The following is a 17,050-nucleotide window of genomic DNA, read 5'->3' as shown; positions in this document are numbered from 1 at the left end:
AGACCATGGCACGACTAAAAGAGATTTACCGGAAGGAAATTGCTCCGAAACTTAAGGAAGAACTTAAGCTTTCGAACGTGATGGAAGTTCCGCGCGTTACCAAAATCACCCTGAACATGGGTCTGGGCGAAGCGATCGGCGACAAAAAAGTCATCGAGCACGCTGTTGCGGACCTGGAAAAGATCACCGGCCAGAAAGTCGTTGTGACCTACGCTCGCAAATCCATCGCTGGCTTTAAAGTCCGTGAAGGTTGGCCGATCGGCGTCAAAGTGACCCTGCGCCGTGAGCGTATGTACGAGTTCCTGGATCGTCTGCTGTCGATCTCCCTGCCTCGGGTTCGCGACTTCCGCGGCCTGAATGCCAAGTCCTTCGATGGTCGTGGTAACTACAGCATGGGCGTAAAAGAGCAGATCATCTTCCCGGAAATCGACTACGACAAGATCGATGCTCTCCGCGGTCTGGACATTACCCTGACCACCACTGCCAAGAACGATGATGAAGGCCGCGCTCTGCTGCGTGCGTTCAAATTCCCGTTCCGCAACTGATTGGAGTAGGACCATGGCCAAGATGAGCATGAAAAACCGCGAGCTGAAGCGTCAGCTCACGGTTGCCAAGTACGCCAAGAAGCGTGCAGCACTGAAAGCAATCATCGTCGATCTGAACGCAAGTCCAGAAGCGCGTTGGGAAGCTACAGTAGCCCTGCAGAAGCAGCCACGTGACGCAAGCGCTTCGCGCATGCGTAACCGCTGCCGCCTGACCGGTCGTCCACACGGCGTTTACCGCAAGTTCGGCCTCGGCCGTAACAAACTGCGTGAAGCGGCAATGCGTGGTGACGTACCAGGTCTGGTTAAAGCCAGCTGGTAAGTACTGTCAAAGTCTCGGTGTTCAGGTTCGCAAGATCCTGACCGCCGGTGGCCTTGAATCTGAATCAAGCCCCTTTTGGGGCTTGATTCATTTCTGGGGTGTGTCTAGAATACCCGGCTCGCCTGAGCCCGTGTTTTCTACGCTCGGAGATTCTCGGCGACACGTAGTAGCCGCAAGGCTAATTTTTCTGTATTAGGAGCGTCTAGCCCATGAGTATGCAGGACCCGTTAGCGGACATGCTAACTCGAATCCGTAATGCCCAGATGGCTGAAAAGTCCGTCGTAAGCATGCCATCTTCTACTTTGAAGGTAGCTGTTGCCAAAGTCCTGAAGGACGAAGGTTACATTGCGGGTTATCAGATCAGCAGCGAAATCAAACCACTGCTGTCTATCGAGCTGAAATATTTCGAAGGCCGTCCGGTTATCGAAGAAGTGAAGCGCGTTAGCCGTCCAGGCCTGCGTCAGTACAAGTCCGTCGAAGATCTGCCGAAAGTTCGTGGCGGTCTCGGTGTGTCTATCGTCTCCACCAACAAGGGTGTGATGACTGATCGTGCTGCGCGCGCTGCCGGTGTCGGCGGCGAAGTTCTTTGCACTGTGTTCTAAGGGGGGATAAGCATGTCTCGCGTCGCTAAGAACCCCGTTAAGCTGCCAGCCGGTGTCGAAGTAAAATTCGCAGGCCAACAGCTTTCGGTGAAGGGTGCCAAGGGCACTCTCGAACTGAACATCCATTCGTCCGTTGAGATCGTTGAAGAAGCTGGTGAGCTGCGTTTCGCTGCTCGCAATGGCGATCAACAGACTCGCGCAATGGCTGGTACCACTCGTGCGTTGGTAAACAACATGGTCCAAGGCGTAAGCCAAGGCTTCGAGCGCAAGCTCCAGCTGGTCGGTGTTGGTTACAAAGCGCAAGCAAAAGGCACAGTGCTGAACCTGGCTCTTGGCTTCTCGCACCCAGTGGATTACGAACTGCCGGAAGGCATCACCGCTGAGACTCCTAGCCAGACCGATATCCTGATCAAGGGCATCGACAAGCAGCTGGTAGGTCAAGTGGCCGCCGAGATCCGCGACTTCCGTCCACCAGAGCCGTACAAAGGCAAAGGTGTGCGCTACGCGGACGAAGTCGTCCGTCGTAAAGAAGCCAAGAAGAAGTAGGGCATAGCAAATGACCGACAAAAAAGTTACTCGACTGCGTCGCGCTCGCAAAGCACGCCTGAAAATGCACGAACTCGAAGTCGTGCGTCTCTGCGTGTTCCGCTCTTCGCAGCACATCTACGCCCAGGTCATTTCGGCCGACGGCAACAAAGTCCTGGCATCTGCCTCGACTTTGGATAAAGAACTGCGTGATGGCGCCACTGGCAACATCGACGCGGCCACTAAGGTTGGCCAGCTGGTCGCTACGCGTGCTAAGGCCGCTGGCGTCTCGCAGGTGGCTTTCGACCGCTCTGGCTTCAAGTACCACGGCCGCGTTAAAGCGCTGGCTGATGCTGCTCGTGAAGCTGGGCTGGAGTTCTAAGTTATGTCAAATAACGACCAAAAGCGCGACGAAGGCTACATCGAGAAGCTGGTTCAAGTTAACCGCGTAGCCAAAACCGTTAAAGGCGGCCGTATCTTCACCTTCACCGCGTTGACCGTGGTTGGTGATGGTAAAGGCCGTGTTGGCTTCGGCCGTGGCAAGTCGCGTGAAGTGCCTGCTGCGATCCAGAAGGCAATGGAAGCTGCTCGCCGCAACATGATCCAGGTTGATCTGAACGGCACCACTCTGCAGTACGCAATGAAGTCCGCTCACGGCGCTTCGAAGGTGTACATGCAGCCTGCTTCTGAAGGTACCGGTATCATCGCTGGCGGCGCTATGCGTGCCGTTCTCGAAGTTGCTGGCGTTCAGAACGTTCTGGCCAAGTGCTACGGCTCGACTAACCCGGTAAACGTGGTTCACGCCACTTTCAAGGGTTTGAAAGCAATGCAGTCTCCTGAATCCATTGCCGCCAAGCGTGGCAAAAGCGTCAAGGAGATCTTCTGATCATGGCTACCGTTAAAGTAACGCTGATCAAAAGCATGACCGGCCGCATCCCTAACCACAAACTGTGCGTTAAGGGTCTGGGTCTGCGTCGCATCGGTCACACTGTAGAAGTCCAGGATACTCCCGAGAATCGCGGGATGATCAACAAGGCTTACTACATGCTGCGTGTCGAGGGTTAATCGATGAAACTCAATGATCTGAGTCCAGCGCCGGGTTCCCGTCGCGAAAAGCATCGTCCGGGCCGTGGTATCGGTAGTGGTTTGGGTAAGACTGGTGGCCGTGGTCACAAAGGTCAAACCTCCCGCTCCGGTGGCACCATTGCTCCAGGCTTTGAAGGCGGTCAACAGCCGCTGCATCGTCGCCTGCCGAAGTTCGGTTTCGTTTCCCTGAAGGCCATGGACCGCGCAGAAGTGCGTTTGTCCGAGCTGGCTAAAGTGGAAGGCGACATCGTCACCGTGCAGTCCCTGAAAGATGCCAACGTGATCAACGTCAACGTACAGCGTGTGAAAATCATGCTGTCCGGTGAAGTGACTCGCGCTGTCACTATCGGCAAGGGAATCGGCGCCACCAAAGGTGCGCGTGCGGCTATCGAAGCAGCTGGCGGCAAGTTCGAGGAATAAATGGCTAAGCAAGGTGCTCTCTCTGCGCTCGGCAAAGGCGGTATGTCTGAACTTTGGGCTCGTCTGCGTTTTCTGTTCCTGGCGATTATCGTCTACCGAATAGGCGCACACATCCCGGTTCCAGGTATCAACCCGGACCGACTCGCGGACCTGTTTCGACAGAATGAGGGGACCATTCTTAGCTTGTTCAACATGTTTTCCGGCGGCGCGCTGGAGCGGATGAGCATCTTTGCACTGGGGATCATGCCGTACATTTCGGCATCGATCATCATGCAACTGATGACAGCCGTCAGCCCGCAGCTGGAGCAGTTGAAGAAGGAAGGTGAAGCTGGCCGTCGCAAGATCAGCCAGTACACCCGCTACGGCACTGTCGTCCTCGCTCTCGTTCAAGCCATTGGCATGTCCATTGGTCTGGCGGGGCAGGGCGTTGCGTTCACTGGTGACTTTGGCTTCCATTTCGTCGCGGTATCCACTTTTGTGGCTGGTGCGATGTTCATGATGTGGCTGGGTGAGCAGATTACTGAGCGTGGTGTTGGCAACGGTATCTCGATGTTGATTTTTTCGGGTATCGTCGCCGGTCTTCCGAGAGCGATCGGGCAGTCTTTCGAGTCTGCACGGCAGGGTGATATCAACATCTTCGCCCTGGTTGCCATCGGTTTGCTGGCAGTAGCGATTATCGGTTTCGTGGTGTTCATTGAGCGTGGTCAGCGTCGTATTGCTGTTCACTACGCCAAGCGTCAGCAAGGCCGCAAGGTTTTTGCTGCGCAGACTAGCCACTTGCCGCTGAAGGTGAACATGGCCGGCGTTATTCCGGCCATTTTCGCGAGCAGCATTTTGCTGTTCCCGGCTTCGTTGGGTGCCTGGTTCGGTCAGTCTGAAGGTATGGGCTGGTTGCAGGACATCTCGCAGTCGATCGCTCCTGGTCAGCCGTTGAATATTCTGCTGTTTAGTGCAGGGATTATTTTCTTCTGCTTCTTCTATACGGCGTTGATGTTCAATCCGAAAGACGTAGCGGAAAACCTGAAGAAGTCCGGTGCCTTTATTCCGGGCATCCGTCCAGGTGAGCAGTCTGCGCGCTACATTGATGGCGTTCTGACTCGCTTGACCATGTTCGGTGCTCTTTACATGACGGCCGTGTGCCTGTTGCCCCAGTTCCTGGTGGTTGCAGCCAACGTTCCGTTCTACCTTGGCGGGACCTCGTTGCTGATCGTCGTCGTGGTTGTGATGGACTTCATGTCCCAAGTACAATCGCACCTCGTTTCGCACCAGTACGAATCCCTGATGAAGAAAGCCAACCTGAAGGGTTACGGCAGCGGCATGCTGCGCTGACCCATAAGGTTCGAGGAGTTGGTGATGAAAGTTCGTGCATCGGTGAAAAAGCTGTGCCGTAACTGCAAGATTATTCGCCGCGAAGGTGTTGTTCGAGTAATTTGCAGCGCGGAACCGCGTCACAAACAGCGCCAAGGCTGAGTGTGATTGTGCTTCAAGCCCGGTAGCTAGTGCGCTACCGGGTTGATTATTTGTTATTACAGCGATATTATCTCGCGCCCTATTTCTTGGCTTCCGGGGCGTAGGTAGCTGTCAATTGGAGTCCCACTGAATGGCCCGTATTGCAGGCGTTAACATTCCAGATAACAAGCATACTGTTATCTCGCTGACCTACATCTATGGTGTTGGTCGCACTACTGCACAGAAAATTTGTGCAGAGACTGGGGTAAACCCAGCAGCAAAGATCAAAGATCTGAGCGACGAGCAAATTGAACAGCTGCGTGGCGAAGTGGCGAAGTTCACCACTGAAGGTGACCTGCGTCGCGAAATCAACATGAAAATCAAGCGCTTGATGGACCTCGGTTGCTATCGCGGTCTGCGTCATCGTCGCGGTCTTCCAGTGCGCGGTCAGCGTACCAAGACCAACGCGCGTACCCGTAAAGGTCCGCGTAAGCCGATCCGCAAGTAATCGCCCCAGCGAATCGACAGGAATTTAATCATGGCAAAACCTGCTGCTCGTCCTCGTAAAAAAGTTAAAAAGACAGTGGTTGATGGCATCGCCCACATCCATGCATCTTTTAACAACACCATCGTGACCATCACCGACCGTCAAGGTAACGCTCTTTCCTGGGCTACCTCCGGTGGTTCGGGTTTCCGCGGTTCCCGCAAGTCCACCCCGTTTGCTGCTCAAGTAGCTGCTGAACGTGCTGGTCAAGCTGCGCTGGAATACGGCCTGAAAAACCTCGACGTAAACGTCAAAGGTCCAGGTCCAGGTCGTGAATCCGCAGTCCGCGCTTTGAACGGCTGTGGCTACAAGATCGCCAGCATCACCGACGTGACGCCAATCCCGCACAACGGGTGCCGTCCGCCGAAGAAGCGCCGCGTGTAATCCAGGAGATTGTAAAGAATGGCTCGTTACATTGGTCCAAAATGCAAACTCGCTCGTCGCGAAGGCACCGATCTCTTTCTGAAGAGCGGCGTGCGCGCGATCGAATCGAAGTGCAACATTGAAGCAGCACCTGGTATCCACGGCCAACGCCGCGGTCGCCAGTCCGACTACGGCACCCAACTGCGTGAAAAGCAGAAGGTCCGTCGTATCTACGGCGTTCTCGAGCGTCAATTCAGCGGCTACTACAAAGAAGCTGCTGGCAAGAAAGGTGCAACCGGTGAAAACCTGCTGCAACTGCTCGAATGCCGTCTGGACAACGTTGTATACCGTATGGGCTTTGGTTCGACTCGTGCCGAATCCCGTCAGCTGGTATCGCACAAGTCGATCAGCGTAAACGGTCAGACCGTTAACGTTCCGTCCTACCAGGTTCGTGCTGGTGACGTGGTTGCTGTTCGCGAGAAAGCAAAAAACCAACTTCGCATTGTCCAAGCTCTCGATCTGTGTGCCCAACGTGGCCGCGTAGAATGGGTAGAAGTAGACACTGAGAAGAAGTCGGGCGTTTTCAAGAACGTTCCAGCTCGCAGTGATCTGTCCGCCGACATCAACGAAAGCCTGATTGTCGAGCTCTACTCCAAGTAAGGGCTAGAAAATAGGTGCATCCATGCAGATTTCGGTAAATGAGTTCCTGACACCCCGCCACATTGATGTGCAGGTTGTCAGTCCAACCCGCGCCAAGATCACTCTCGAGCCTCTCGAGCGTGGCTTTGGCCACACCCTGGGCAACGCGCTGCGCCGCATCCTGTTGTCCTCAATGCCTGGCTGTGCAGTAGTCGAGGCCGAGATTGACGGTGTGCTCCACGAGTACAGCGCCATCGAAGGTGTACAGGAAGACGTAATTGAAATCCTGTTGAACCTTAAAGGTCTGGCTATCAAGCTGCACGGCCGTGACGAAGTTACGCTGACCTTGTCGAAGAAGGGTTCGGGGGTGGTTACCGCTGCCGATATTCAGCTGGATCATGATGTCGAGATCGTTAATCCCGATCACGTAATCGCTAACCTGGCGTCTAACGGCGCCCTGAACATGAAGCTCGTAGTAGCTCGTGGTCGTGGTTATGAACCAGCCGACTCGCGTCAGAGCGATGAAGACGAAAGCCGCAGCATCGGTCGCTTGCAGCTTGACTCTTCGTTCAGCCCGGTTCGCCGTATCGCATACGTGGTGGAAAACGCCCGTGTTGAGCAGCGTACTAACCTGGACAAGCTGGTTATTGATCTGGAAACCAACGGTACTCTGGATCCTGAAGAGGCTATCCGCCGCGCTGCAACCATTCTGCAACAGCAGTTGGCTGCGTTCGTCGACCTCAAAGGTGACAGCGAGCCTGTGGTAATCGAGCAGGAAGACGAGATCGATCCGATCCTGCTTCGCCCGGTTGACGATCTGGAACTGACTGTACGTTCGGCTAACTGCCTTAAGGCGGAAAACATCTACTACATCGGCGACCTGATTCAGCGTACCGAAGTAGAGCTGTTGAAGACTCCGAACCTGGGCAAGAAATCCTTGACCGAAATCAAGGACGTTCTGGCCTCCCGCGGTCTGTCCCTCGGCATGCGCCTCGACAACTGGCCGCCTGCAAGTCTTAAGAAGGACGACAAGGCGACTGCCTGATCGTCGTAATCACCGAACGTAGTGTTTGGTAAGGAATGAACCATGCGTCATCGTAAAAGTGGTCGTCACCTCAGCCGCACCAGCTCGCACCGCAAGGCCATGTTCCAAAACATGGCGGTGTCGCTGTTCGAGCACGAGCTGATCAAAACTACTCTGCCAAAAGCTAAAGAACTGCGCCGCGTTGCTGAGCCGCTGATCACTTTGGCCAAGACAGATAGCGTTGCTAACCGTCGTCTGGCTTTCGACCGTACTCGTTCGAAAGCTATCGTTGGTAAGCTCTTCAACGACCTGGGCAAGCGCTACGCTACCCGTGAGGGTGGCTACCTGCGCATCCTCAAGTGCGGTTTCCGCGCTGGCGACAACGCGCCAATGGCGTACGTCGAGTTGGTTGATCGTGCTACTGCTGGCGAAGCTGTTTCTGCCGAGTAAGACGTCAAATACAAAAAACCGGGCCTAGTGCCCGGTTTTTTGTGCGCGCTCGAAAAGTGCGACGGCGATTGATTGCCTTCCTATTCGATTAGATATTTTCTATCGATTGGCATCAGTCAATGAATTAGAAGGTGTCATCTGGATCATCAATACTTCCTTTCAGCCGATTAGCCGGCAGTTTGAGACTGACAAAGGAAGAGATCGCATGAGCCAGAATAAAACGCTTACCACCGCCAGTGGCGCTCCTGTCGCCGATAACCAGAATTCCCGTTCTGCAGGCCCGAGAGGCCCGCTGCTGCTCGACGACTTTCACCTGATCGAGAAGCTTGCTCACTTCAACCGTGAAAACATCCCTGAGCGTCGTGTGCACGCCAAGGGTTCGGGTGCTTACGGCACGTTCACCGTAACTCGTGATATCACTCAATACACCAGCGCGAAGTTGTTCGACGCCGTCGGCAAGCAAACACCAACATTTCTCCGGTTCTCCACGGTCGGTGGCGAGCGCGGTTCGGCTGATACCGAGCGTGATCCACGTGGTTTTGCGTTGAAGTTCTACACCGAAGAAGGCAACTGGGACATCGTCGGCAACAACACGCCGGTGTTCTTCATCCGTGATCCGCTCAAATTCCCGGACTTTATCCACACCCAAAAGCGTCTGCCGCAAAGCAACCTCAAAAGTGCGCAGGCGATGTGGGACTTCTGGTCGCACTCTCCGGAGGCGCTGCACCAGGTCACAATCCTGTTTTCGGACCGAGGCATCCCTGATGGTTACCGCCACATGCACGGCTTCGGTAGCCACACCTATAGCCTGATCAGCGCCAATGGCGAGCGTCATTGGGTGAAGTGGCACTACAAGACCAAGCAGGGGATCAAGAACCTGGCGCCGGCAGAGGCAGCGCGTCTGGCCGGGACTGATCCGGATTACGCTCAGCGCGACCTGTTCGAAGCCATTGAACGCGGTGATTTCCCGAAATGGAGCGTATGCATCCAGATCATGACCGAGGTTCAGGCCGCCACGCATTATGAAAACCCGTTCGACGTCACCAAAACCTGGTCGCAGAAAGAGTTTCCGTTGATCGAAGTTGGCGAGCTGGAGTTGAATCGCAACCCGCTCAACTACTTTGCTGAAGTCGAGCAAGCGGCGTTTGGCCCAAGCAATATGGTGCCGGGTGTTGGTCTGTCGCCGGATCGCATGCTGCAGGGGCGTGTGTTTGCCTATGCTGATGCCCATCGCTATCGTGTAGGCACCAATCACCAGCAACTGCCAGTGAACGCTCCGCGTAGCCCGGTCAACAGCTACCAGCGTGATGGTTCGATGGCGTTTGGCAGCAATGGCGGCGCAGCGCCGAATTACGAGCCGAACAGTTATGTCGATTCGCCGAAGCAGGCACCTCGCTTCGCCGAGCCAGCGCTCGCCTTAAGTGGTGCGGCTGATCGCTACGATCACCGTGAGGATACTGACTACTACAGCCACGCGGGTGCGTTGTTCCGTTTGATGAGCGACGAGCAGAAAGCATTGCTGGTCAGCAACATCGCGGGTGCAATGGCGGGTGTATCGAGTGATGTGGTTGATCGTCAGTTGCAGCATTTTTTCAAGGCCGATCAGGCGTATGGAGAAGCAATCGCAAAGCTGCTCAACGTACAGCTTAACGAAGTCTAAATGAGAAGCAGAACCGCCCTTATTTGGGCGGTTTTTGCGTTATTTCGGCTGCTTTTCTCAGAATATCTTCGCTTTTATTGCGTCTTGCGAGTGACGTTATGGCCGTGTTGGTTCAAACTACAGACTTTCAAGCAGGGAGATGTAGGGCGATGCAAGGCCACCCAGACGTTATCGATTACCTCAACACGTTGCTGACCGGCGAACTGGCCGCGCGTGATCAATATTTCGTCCATTCGCGGATGTATGAGGACTGGGGTTTCACCAAGCTCTACGAACGAATCAACCACGAGATGGAAGAAGAAGCAGGGCACGCTGATGCCCTGATGCGCCGGATTCTGATGCTCGAAGGCACGCCGCGCATGCGTCCGGACGATCTCGATGTTGGCACCACGGTCACCGAGATGCTCGAAGCGGATTTGCGGCTGGAGTACAAGGTGCGGGCTGCGCTGTGCAAGGGCATCAAGCTCTGCGAGCAGCACAAGGACTATGTCAGCCGTGAAATGCTGCGGGTACAATTGCATGACACTGAAGAAGATCACACCTACTGGCTCGAGAAGCAGTTGGGTCTGATCAAGCTGATCGGTCTCGAGAACTACCTGCAATCCCACGCCTGATTGCAACTGATACAAAAAAGCCCCTGTCACTGATGAAGTGACAGGGGCTTTTTCATGGAGCCTTGTTAAGCCCGATCACGCTCCAGCAGCGGTTTCAGGTAGTAGCCAGTGTGCGACTGCTTCATTTCGGCCACTTCTTCCGGTGTACCGACGGCAATGATCTGCCCACCCTTGGAGCCTCCCTCAGGCCCCAGATCCACCAGCCAGTCAGCGGTCTTGATCACGTCCAGGTTGTGCTCGATTACCACCACCGTGTTGCCGTGGTCGCGCAGTCGATGCAGCACGTCGAGCAACTGCTGAATATCCGCGAAGTGCAGGCCGGTAGTCGGCTCGTCGAGGATGTACAGGGTTTTGCCGGTATCGCGCTTGGACAACTCGCGGGACAGCTTGACCCGCTGCGCTTCACCACCGGACAGGGTGGTCGCCGATTGCCCGAGCTTGATGTAGGACAGGCCGACATCCATCAGCGTCTGCAGCTTACGCGCCAGGGCCGGTACCGCGTCGAAGAACTCACGGGCCTCCTCGATAGTCATCTCGAGCGTTTCGTGGATGTTCTTGCCCTTGTACTTGATCTCCAGCGTTTCGCGGTTGTAGCGCTTGCTCTTGCACACGTCGCAGGGCACGTAGATGTCCGGCAGGAAGTGCATTTCCACCTTGATCAGGCCATCACCCTGGCAAGCTTCGCAGCGCCCGCCCTTCACGTTGAAGGAGAAGCGTCCAGGCCCGTAACCGCGGGAGCGGGATTCGGGCACGCCAGCGAACAGCTCGCGAATCGGTGTGAACAAACCGGTGTAGGTCGCCGGGTTGGAGCGAGGTGTACGGCCGATCGGGCTTTGGTCGATATCTACGACCTTATCCAGATGCTCCAGACCCTTGATGCTGTCATGAGCGGCAGCCTCAAGTGTTGTTGCGCCGTTCAACGCCGTGGCGCTCAATGGGAAGAGCGTATTGTTGATCAGCGTCGACTTGCCCGAACCGGAGACGCCGGTCACGCAGGTCAGCAGGCCGATTGGAATGTCCAGATCGACGTTGCGCAAGTTGTTGCCGCGAGCGCCCTTGAGCGACAGCGACAGCTTCTTGTTGCGCGGCGTGCGCTTGGCCGGCACTTCGATTTTGACCCGGCCCGACAGGTACTTGCCGGTCAACGAATCTGGATGAGCCATGACCTCGGCCGGCGTGCCCTGGGCGACGATATGACCGCCATGGACGCCTGCGCCCGGGCCGATATCAACCACGTAGTCGGCTAAACGGATTGCGTCTTCGTCGTGCTCGACCACGATCACGGTGTTGCCGATGTCGCGCAGGTGTTTCAGGGTGCCGAGCAACCGGTCGTTATCGCGCTGGTGCAGTCCGATCGACGGTTCGTCGAGGATGTAGAGAACGCCGACCAGACCGGCGCCAATCTGGCTCGCCAGACGAATACGCTGGGCTTCGCCACCTGATAGCGTGTCTGCACTGCGATCCAGCGACAGATAGTCGAGGCCGACGTTGACCAGAAATTGCAGCCGTTCGCGGATTTCCTTGAGGATCTTGTCGGCAATTTCGCCACGACGGCCGGTGAGTTTCAGCCCGCCGAAGTAGTCGCACGCATCGCCGATGGGCAGATTGGTCACCGCCGGCAAGGTTTTCTCGCCAACCCATACATGTCGCGCTTCACGGCGCAGGCGGGTGCCGCGACAGTCCGGGCAGGCCTGGGTGCTGAGGAACTTGGCCAACTCTTCGCGAACCGAGGCCGACTCGGTTTCGCGATAACGGCGTTCCAGGTTCGGCACGATGCCTTCGAACGGGTGCGAGCGTTTGACGATATCGCCACGGTCGTTCAGGTATTTGAAGTCGACGTTCTGCGAACCGCTGCCATGCAGGATCTGCTTCTGCTGATCGGCCGGCAGCTCGTTGAACGGCACTTCCAGGCTGAATTTGAAGTGGGACGCCAGCGAACCGAGCATCTGGAAGTAATAGACGTTGCGCCGGTCCCAGCCACGGATCGCGCCTTCGGCAAGCGTCAGCTCGCCATTGACCAGTCGCTTGATGTCGAAGAATTGCTTAACACCCAGGCCATCGCAGGTCGGGCAGGCGCCGGCCGGGTTGTTGAAGGAAAACAGCTTCGGTTCGAGTTCGCTGATGGCGTGGCCGCAAATCGGGCAGGCGAAACGCGCGGAGAAGATCATTTCTTCGCCCGGCTCGTCGTCCATCGGTGCGACCAGGGCGATGCCGTCCGCCAGCTTCAGCGCGGTCTCGAAGGACTCGGCCAGACGCTGTTGCAGGTCCGCACGGACCTTGAAACGGTCGACCACCACATCAATGGTATGTTTTTTCTGCTTGTCGAGCTTGGGCGCTTCATCCAGTTCATAGAGCTTGCCGTTGATGCGGGCACGCACAAAGCCTTGGGCGCGAAGTTCTTCGAAGACCGACAGGTGTTCGCCTTTGCGCTCGCGGATCACCGGGGCCAGCAACATCAGTTTGCTGCCCTCCGGTTGGGCGAGGACCAGGTCGACCATCTGGCTGACGGTCTGCGCTTCCAGCGGAATATCGTGATCCGGGCAGCGCGGAATACCCACGCGTGCATACAGCAAGCGCAGGTAGTCGTAGATTTCGGTAATGGTGCCGACCGTCGAGCGCGGGTTGTGCGAGGTCGATTTCTGTTCGATGGAAATCGCCGGCGAGAGGCCTTCGATGGTGTCGACGTCAGGCTTTTCCATCATCGACAGGAACTGCCGGGCATAGGCCGACAGCGATTCGACGTAGCGGCGCTGGCCTTCGGCGTATAGCGTGTCAAAGGCCAGGGACGACTTGCCGGAGCCGGACAGGCCGGTGATGACGATCAGCTTGTCCCGTGGCAGGGTCAGGTCGATGTTCTTCAGGTTGTGGGTTCGAGCCCCACGAATCAGGATCTTGTCCAAAGTGGCCTCGCTTGGCGGGCGTCGAAAACGTAGGAGTATACGGCCAAATACTGGATGGATGCACACTATCGAATGATGTCTTTGCAGCCTTACATGAAAGGTCTGTCATCTACACGCGGCAAAGCGTCGCGATATACCCTGCCAATCGATGGGACTGGTAGAATCGCCGCCGGTTCACATGAGGTTTTTCCATGCACGATCCCCACAGCGAACGCATGAGTGGCAGCGAGACTCGCGCAGCGAGCGGTCTGGCCCTGGTGTTCGCCTTCCGTATGCTTGGCATGTTCATGGTGTTGCCGGTACTGGCGACCTACGGCATGGACCTGGCAGGAGCGACCCCGGCCCTGATCGGGCTGGCCATTGGCGCTTACGGCCTGACCCAGGCGATTTTCCAGATTCCTTTCGGTTTCATTTCCGACCGCATCGGCCGCCGCCCGGTGATTTATCTTGGGCTGATCGTCTTCGCCCTCGGCAGCGTACTGGCGGCCAACGCCGATTCGATCTGGGGCGTGATCGCCGGTCGCATCCTGCAGGGTGCGGGGGCGATTTCCGCAGCGGTCATGGCCTTGCTGTCAGACCTGACCCGCGAGCAGCACCGAACCAAGGCCATGGCCATGATTGGCATGACCATCGGGCTATCGTTCGCCGTCGCCATGGTTGTCGGGCCGTTGCTGACCCGCGCTTTCGGCCTGTCCGGATTGTTCCTCGCTACTGGCGGCATGGCGCTGTTCGGCATCGTGATCGTGATGTTCATGGTGCCGCGCTCCACCGGTCCGTTGCAGCACCGTGAGTCCGGCGTCGCGCGGCAGGCGTTGATCCCGACGCTCAAGCATCCGGACCTGCTGCGCTTGGACCTGGGCATTTTTGTCTTGCACGCGATGCTGATGTCGAGCTTCGTTGCCTTGCCGCTGGCCCTGGTCGAGAAAGCCGGGCTGCCCAAGGAGCAGCACTGGTGGGTCTACCTGACCGCGCTGCTGATTTCTTTCTTCGCCATGATCCCGTTCATTATCTATGGCGAGAAGCGACGCAAAATGAAACGAGTTTTGCTCGGCGCCGTCGTGACGCTGATGCTCACTGAGCTATTCTTCTGGCAGTTCGGCGATAGCTTGCGGGCTCTGGTGATCGGGACCGTGGTGTTTTTCACCGCGTTCAATCTGCTGGAAGCTTCGCTGCCGTCGCTGATCAGCAAGGTTTCACCGGCGGGCGGCAAAGGCACGGCGATGGGGGTTTATTCCACCAGTCAGTTCCTCGGATCGGCGTTGGGCGGTATCCTCGGCGGCTGGCTGTTCCAGCATGGCGGTTTGTCGGTTGTATTCCTGGGATGTGCCGGGCTGGCTGCACTTTGGTTGGTCTTTGCTGTTACCATGCGCGAACCTCCCTATGTAACGAGTCTGCGCTTGCCGTTGTCGCCCGAAGCGATTCGTGAAGCTGGCCTGATCGAGCGCCTCAAGGCCGTCGTAGGGGTAACAGATGCAATTGTCGTTGCCGATGAAGCCGCCATTTACATCAAATTGGACACAGAATTATTGGATCGCACGACTCTCGAGCGCTTGGTGAACAACCCGGCCGCGAAAGCGTGCGAAGCCTAGGAGAACGTAATGGCCCGTGGGGTTAACAAAGTCATATTGGTCGGCACTTGCGGCCAGGATCCTGAAGTTCGCTACCTGCCGAACGGCAACGCCGTGACCAACCTGAGTCTGGCGACCAGCGAGCAGTGGACCGACAAGCAAACCGGTCAGAAAGTCGAAAAGACTGAATGGCACCGTGTGTCGATGTTCGGCAAAGTTGCAGAAATCGCTGGCGAGTACCTGCGTAAAGGTTCGCAGGTCTACATCGAAGGCAAACTGCAGACCCGCGAGTGGGAAAAAGACGGCATCAAGCGTTACACCACCGAAATCGTGGTCGACATGCAAGGCACCATGCAATTGCTGGGCGGCCGTCCACAGGGCGACCAGCAAGGCCAGGGCGGTGGTGGTAACAACTACCAGCAATCCGCTCCGCGCCAACAGGCTCCTCGTCCTCAGCAGTCGGCACCGCAACAGCGTTCGGCCCCGGCTCCACAGCAGGCCGCACCACAGCCGGCTCCGGACTTCGACAGCTTTGATGACGATATTCCGTTCTAGGAATTAGCTTCGAGCCAAGCAAAGCCCGGCACTCCCTAGAGGATGCCGGGTTTTTTGTTGCCTGCGTGTTCTCAAGGCCAATGCAATAAGGGCCGAAATTCTCAGTGATATGATGCAATTCGTCTAAAACTGACACCGAGTTGCCCCATGGATCGCCTGTCTACGTTGCTGTCCCAGTTCGGCGTTCGCGCGAGCCTGTTCTACAGTGGCAAGCTCTGCGGAATGGCGGCTTATGATGGCGCTGACCAGCGCGGTCATATCCATCTGTTGCAGGCGGGCACCGTTACGCTGAAAGTGCCTGGTGGCAGCGACACGCTGATTGACCGCCCCAGCCTGATTTTCCTGCCGCGTCCCAGTCGACATCAATTGATCGGTGGTGAACCCGAGGGCGCCCAGCTGTTGTGTGCATCGCTGGCGTTCGACGGCGGTGCCAGCAATCCCATTTCTGCTTCGCTCCCCGATCTTCTGGTGTTGTCACTGGATGAGCTGCCGCTGCTGGCCGATACGCTGACGTGGCTGTTCAGAGAGGCCGCGGATGTGCATTGCGGCAGGGAGGCGGTGCTTGATCGTTTGTTCGAGCTGTTGATCATCCTGCTGTTCCGGCACCTGCTTGATCACCATCAGTTGAGCACTGGAATGATGGCCGGGTTGGCGGATTTGCGGCTGTCCCGTTCGTTGATTCAGATGCACGAGGCGCCACAACGGGCGTGGTCGGTTGCGGAGCTGGCGAATGAGTCGAACATGTCCCGCGCCGCGTATGCGGTGCATTTTCGCTCGGTGCTAGGGCAGACGCCTGCTGACTACCTGCTGAGTTGGCGGATCAGCCTGGCGCAGAAGCGCTTGCGTGAAGGGCGCCCGATTACGCTGATCGCCGACGAGGTCGGTTATGAAAGTCCTTCGGCGCTTGCCCGGGCGTTCCGGCGCAAGACCGGTTGTAGCCCTCGAGACTGGATGAAATCCCTGAACGGTGAGGGCGCGGAGCGCGGTCAATCGTTGTAGGCAGAAATGAAAAGGCCTGAAACATCGAACTGTTTCAGGCCTTTTTTCATTGTGATGTTTTCAGCTCAAGGCGTTTCCAGCTTGGTCAGGGAATGACCCGCCACGAAGAGGGAGGCGGCAAGCAATCCAAGGTCCTTGAGGAGGAACTGGCCCGGTGCAACCGAGATAGCCGGGAAGCCGAGGCCGGGTTCGAACACGCCAGGCGTCGAGAACATGAAGCTCAATGTCGTGACGAACAACCCGGCGGATAAAGCGCCTCCAATCAGTGAAAGCTTCGGCGACAGCAGGCGGCCGGCGATCAACACGCCAATCGAGACTTCAAGCACCCCCAGCAGGCTGGAAAACAGATCGACGCTGAAGATCTGATACACCCAGCCCAGCAATGGGCTGTTGCTCACCAGTGGAACCAGACCTTCTGCTTCGTAGTGGGTGAATTTCATTCCACCGAACCAGAAGTAGATGACGGCGAGGGCGAAGTAAATGCCGTAGGTCCCAATCGCTGTGGTTTTAACGCCGAGCGATGAGGTTTTCGACGCGCTGACAGTGCTGATATTCGAAGTGTTCATTGTTCAGGCTTCCAGTGAGTTTGGCTAAAGAGTTAAGCCCCCGCGGTTCATCTTGGGAGTGACGCTATTGTTGGCGCTGGCATGATTCTTTTGGGGGCTGGCGGTATTGCGTTCGGTGCAGATCGTCCAAACGTGCGAACAAAAAAAGCCCAGGGCTTTAGAGGCGCTGGGCTAATGAGATGGTCACCCCCACACCCTGCGAGGGCTACGCTTTCGCAGGGT

At 56.7% G+C, this 17,050-nt stretch carries 22 protein-coding genes; 20 read left to right on the top strand and 2 right to left on the bottom strand.

Annotation, left to right across the window (positions count from 1 at the left end):
- Positions 1-5 precede the first annotated feature (5 nt).
- From rplE to bfr, 17 genes are all read left to right on the top strand, one after another.
- A complete protein-coding gene (rplE, locus tag ACW9JC_RS10085) occupies positions 6-545 on the top strand; it encodes a 50S ribosomal protein L5 (protein ID WP_003210069.1) in 540 nt (179 codons plus the stop codon).
- A gap of 13 nt (positions 546-558) precedes the next feature.
- A complete protein-coding gene (gene rpsN, locus ACW9JC_RS10080) occupies positions 559-864 on the top strand; it encodes a 30S ribosomal protein S14 (RefSeq protein WP_003176414.1) in 306 nt (101 codons plus the stop codon).
- Between the two features lie 209 nt (positions 865-1,073).
- The gene (gene rpsH / locus ACW9JC_RS10075; RefSeq protein ID WP_017848802.1) at positions 1,074-1,466 is read left to right on the top strand and encodes a 30S ribosomal protein S8; all 393 of its coding nucleotides are present in this window, start codon (positions 1,074-1,076) and stop codon (positions 1,464-1,466) included.
- Positions 1,467-1,478: 12 nt separating this feature from the next.
- Entirely contained in the window at positions 1,479-2,012 is a 534-nt protein-coding gene (rplF, locus tag ACW9JC_RS10070) for a 50S ribosomal protein L6 (RefSeq protein ID WP_003176412.1), read from the top strand.
- A 10-nt stretch (positions 2,013-2,022) separates the two neighbouring features.
- On the top strand, positions 2,023-2,373 hold the full coding sequence (rplR, locus tag ACW9JC_RS10065) for a 50S ribosomal protein L18 (RefSeq protein ID WP_003186037.1): 351 nt from the start codon (positions 2,023-2,025) through the stop codon (positions 2,371-2,373).
- 3 nt (positions 2,374-2,376) lie between these two features.
- On the top strand, positions 2,377-2,877 hold the full coding sequence (gene rpsE, locus ACW9JC_RS10060; protein WP_003186035.1) for a 30S ribosomal protein S5: 501 nt from the start codon (positions 2,377-2,379) through the stop codon (positions 2,875-2,877).
- A 2-nt stretch (positions 2,878-2,879) separates the two neighbouring features.
- Positions 2,880-3,056, top strand: a complete 177-nt coding sequence (gene rpmD, locus ACW9JC_RS10055; protein WP_003176408.1) for a 50S ribosomal protein L30 — start codon at positions 2,880-2,882, stop codon at positions 3,054-3,056.
- A gap of 3 nt (positions 3,057-3,059) precedes the next feature.
- Positions 3,060-3,497 carry a 50S ribosomal protein L15 gene (gene rplO, locus ACW9JC_RS10050; protein WP_003228720.1) on the top strand — a complete coding sequence of 146 codons (438 nt, stop codon included), beginning with the start codon at positions 3,060-3,062 and terminating at the stop codon, positions 3,495-3,497.
- A complete protein-coding gene (secY, locus tag ACW9JC_RS10045) occupies positions 3,498-4,826 on the top strand; it encodes a preprotein translocase subunit SecY (protein ID WP_003228718.1) in 1,329 nt (442 codons plus the stop codon).
- 24 nt (positions 4,827-4,850) lie between these two features.
- Positions 4,851-4,967: a 50S ribosomal protein L36 gene (gene rpmJ, locus ACW9JC_RS10040; RefSeq protein ID WP_002555468.1), complete on the top strand. Its 117-nt coding sequence runs from the start codon at positions 4,851-4,853 to the stop codon at positions 4,965-4,967.
- A 130-nt stretch (positions 4,968-5,097) separates the two neighbouring features.
- Entirely contained in the window at positions 5,098-5,454 is a 357-nt protein-coding gene (gene rpsM, locus ACW9JC_RS10035; protein ID WP_009045849.1) for a 30S ribosomal protein S13, read from the top strand.
- 30 nt (positions 5,455-5,484) lie between these two features.
- The gene (rpsK, locus tag ACW9JC_RS10030; RefSeq protein WP_002555466.1) at positions 5,485-5,874 is read left to right on the top strand and encodes a 30S ribosomal protein S11; all 390 of its coding nucleotides are present in this window, start codon (positions 5,485-5,487) and stop codon (positions 5,872-5,874) included.
- An 18-nt stretch (positions 5,875-5,892) separates the two neighbouring features.
- The gene (gene rpsD, locus ACW9JC_RS10025) at positions 5,893-6,513 is read left to right on the top strand and encodes a 30S ribosomal protein S4 (RefSeq protein WP_003176404.1); all 621 of its coding nucleotides are present in this window, start codon (positions 5,893-5,895) and stop codon (positions 6,511-6,513) included.
- Between the two features lie 22 nt (positions 6,514-6,535).
- A complete protein-coding gene (locus ACW9JC_RS10020; protein WP_007924176.1) occupies positions 6,536-7,537 on the top strand; it encodes a DNA-directed RNA polymerase subunit alpha in 1,002 nt (333 codons plus the stop codon).
- A gap of 42 nt (positions 7,538-7,579) precedes the next feature.
- The gene (gene rplQ, locus ACW9JC_RS10015; RefSeq protein WP_007970429.1) at positions 7,580-7,966 is read left to right on the top strand and encodes a 50S ribosomal protein L17; all 387 of its coding nucleotides are present in this window, start codon (positions 7,580-7,582) and stop codon (positions 7,964-7,966) included.
- Positions 7,967-8,171: 205 nt separating this feature from the next.
- Positions 8,172-9,626 carry a catalase gene (locus tag ACW9JC_RS10010; protein WP_457454913.1) on the top strand — a complete coding sequence of 485 codons (1,455 nt, stop codon included), beginning with the start codon at positions 8,172-8,174 and terminating at the stop codon, positions 9,624-9,626.
- Positions 9,627-9,775: 149 nt separating this feature from the next.
- A complete protein-coding gene (bfr, locus tag ACW9JC_RS10005) occupies positions 9,776-10,240 on the top strand; it encodes a bacterioferritin (RefSeq protein WP_007970123.1) in 465 nt (154 codons plus the stop codon).
- A 65-nt stretch (positions 10,241-10,305) separates the two neighbouring features.
- Here bfr and uvrA read toward each other — a convergent pair whose 3' ends face one another.
- The gene (gene uvrA, locus ACW9JC_RS10000; RefSeq protein WP_457454912.1) at positions 10,306-13,140 is read right to left on the bottom strand and encodes an excinuclease ABC subunit UvrA; all 2,835 of its coding nucleotides are present in this window, start codon (positions 13,138-13,140) and stop codon (positions 10,306-10,308) included.
- A 191-nt stretch (positions 13,141-13,331) separates the two neighbouring features.
- Here uvrA and ACW9JC_RS09995 point away from each other — a divergent pair, with 191 nt between their 5' ends.
- From ACW9JC_RS09995 to ACW9JC_RS09985, 3 genes are all read left to right on the top strand, one after another.
- Positions 13,332-14,729: an MFS transporter gene (locus ACW9JC_RS09995; protein ID WP_448109513.1), complete on the top strand. Its 1,398-nt coding sequence runs from the start codon at positions 13,332-13,334 to the stop codon at positions 14,727-14,729.
- Positions 14,730-14,738: 9 nt separating this feature from the next.
- Positions 14,739-15,263 carry a single-stranded DNA-binding protein gene (locus ACW9JC_RS09990; protein ID WP_019693874.1) on the top strand — a complete coding sequence of 175 codons (525 nt, stop codon included), beginning with the start codon at positions 14,739-14,741 and terminating at the stop codon, positions 15,261-15,263.
- Positions 15,264-15,410: 147 nt separating this feature from the next.
- Positions 15,411-16,262: an AraC family transcriptional regulator gene (locus ACW9JC_RS09985; protein ID WP_457454911.1), complete on the top strand. Its 852-nt coding sequence runs from the start codon at positions 15,411-15,413 to the stop codon at positions 16,260-16,262.
- 65 nt (positions 16,263-16,327) lie between these two features.
- On the opposite strand, the gene ACW9JC_RS09980 is transcribed toward ACW9JC_RS09985, so the two are convergent.
- Positions 16,328-16,828, bottom strand: coding sequence for a YkgB family protein (locus tag ACW9JC_RS09980; RefSeq protein WP_457454910.1), 501 nt, complete (start codon positions 16,826-16,828; stop codon positions 16,328-16,330).
- Positions 16,829-17,050 lie beyond the last annotated feature (222 nt).

It is taken from the genome of Pseudomonas sp. SDO5591_S426, assembly GCF_054070755.1.
The sequence above is the reverse complement of the archived record's forward strand: the minus strand, read 5'-3'. Positions and strand labels throughout refer to the sequence as shown.

What these genes read in the sequence shown, in the direction of transcription:
- bfr (WP_007970123.1), top strand. Translation starts at nt 9,776, where the DNA reads ATGCAAGGCCACCCAGACGTTATCGATTACCTCAACACGTTGCTGACC.
- rpsE (WP_003186035.1), top strand. Translation starts at nt 2,377, where the DNA reads ATGTCAAATAACGACCAAAAGCGCGACGAAGGCTACATCGAGAAGCTG.
- rpsD (WP_003176404.1), top strand. Translation starts at nt 5,893, where the DNA reads ATGGCTCGTTACATTGGTCCAAAATGCAAACTCGCTCGTCGCGAAGGC.
- rpsK (WP_002555466.1), top strand. Translation starts at nt 5,485, where the DNA reads ATGGCAAAACCTGCTGCTCGTCCTCGTAAAAAAGTTAAAAAGACAGTG.
- ACW9JC_RS09995 (WP_448109513.1), top strand. Translation starts at nt 13,332, where the DNA reads ATGCACGATCCCCACAGCGAACGCATGAGTGGCAGCGAGACTCGCGCA.
- secY (WP_003228718.1), top strand. Translation starts at nt 3,498, where the DNA reads ATGGCTAAGCAAGGTGCTCTCTCTGCGCTCGGCAAAGGCGGTATGTCT.
- ACW9JC_RS09990 (WP_019693874.1), top strand. Translation starts at nt 14,739, where the DNA reads ATGGCCCGTGGGGTTAACAAAGTCATATTGGTCGGCACTTGCGGCCAG.
- rplF (WP_003176412.1), top strand. Translation starts at nt 1,479, where the DNA reads ATGTCTCGCGTCGCTAAGAACCCCGTTAAGCTGCCAGCCGGTGTCGAA.
- rpmD (WP_003176408.1), top strand. Translation starts at nt 2,880, where the DNA reads ATGGCTACCGTTAAAGTAACGCTGATCAAAAGCATGACCGGCCGCATC.
- rplQ (WP_007970429.1), top strand. Translation starts at nt 7,580, where the DNA reads ATGCGTCATCGTAAAAGTGGTCGTCACCTCAGCCGCACCAGCTCGCAC.
- ACW9JC_RS10010 (WP_457454913.1), top strand. Translation starts at nt 8,172, where the DNA reads ATGAGCCAGAATAAAACGCTTACCACCGCCAGTGGCGCTCCTGTCGCC.
- ACW9JC_RS09985 (WP_457454911.1), top strand. Translation starts at nt 15,411, where the DNA reads ATGGATCGCCTGTCTACGTTGCTGTCCCAGTTCGGCGTTCGCGCGAGC.
- rplE (WP_003210069.1), top strand. Translation starts at nt 6, where the DNA reads ATGGCACGACTAAAAGAGATTTACCGGAAGGAAATTGCTCCGAAACTT.
- rpsH (WP_017848802.1), top strand. Translation starts at nt 1,074, where the DNA reads ATGAGTATGCAGGACCCGTTAGCGGACATGCTAACTCGAATCCGTAAT.
- rpsN (WP_003176414.1), top strand. Translation starts at nt 559, where the DNA reads ATGGCCAAGATGAGCATGAAAAACCGCGAGCTGAAGCGTCAGCTCACG.
- ACW9JC_RS09980 (WP_457454910.1), bottom strand. Translation starts at nt 16,828, where the DNA reads ATGAACACTTCGAATATCAGCACTGTCAGCGCGTCGAAAACCTCATCG.
- rplO (WP_003228720.1), top strand. Translation starts at nt 3,060, where the DNA reads ATGAAACTCAATGATCTGAGTCCAGCGCCGGGTTCCCGTCGCGAAAAG.
- rplR (WP_003186037.1), top strand. Translation starts at nt 2,023, where the DNA reads ATGACCGACAAAAAAGTTACTCGACTGCGTCGCGCTCGCAAAGCACGC.
- rpsM (WP_009045849.1), top strand. Translation starts at nt 5,098, where the DNA reads ATGGCCCGTATTGCAGGCGTTAACATTCCAGATAACAAGCATACTGTT.
- rpmJ (WP_002555468.1), top strand. Translation starts at nt 4,851, where the DNA reads ATGAAAGTTCGTGCATCGGTGAAAAAGCTGTGCCGTAACTGCAAGATT.
- ACW9JC_RS10020 (WP_007924176.1), top strand. Translation starts at nt 6,536, where the DNA reads ATGCAGATTTCGGTAAATGAGTTCCTGACACCCCGCCACATTGATGTG.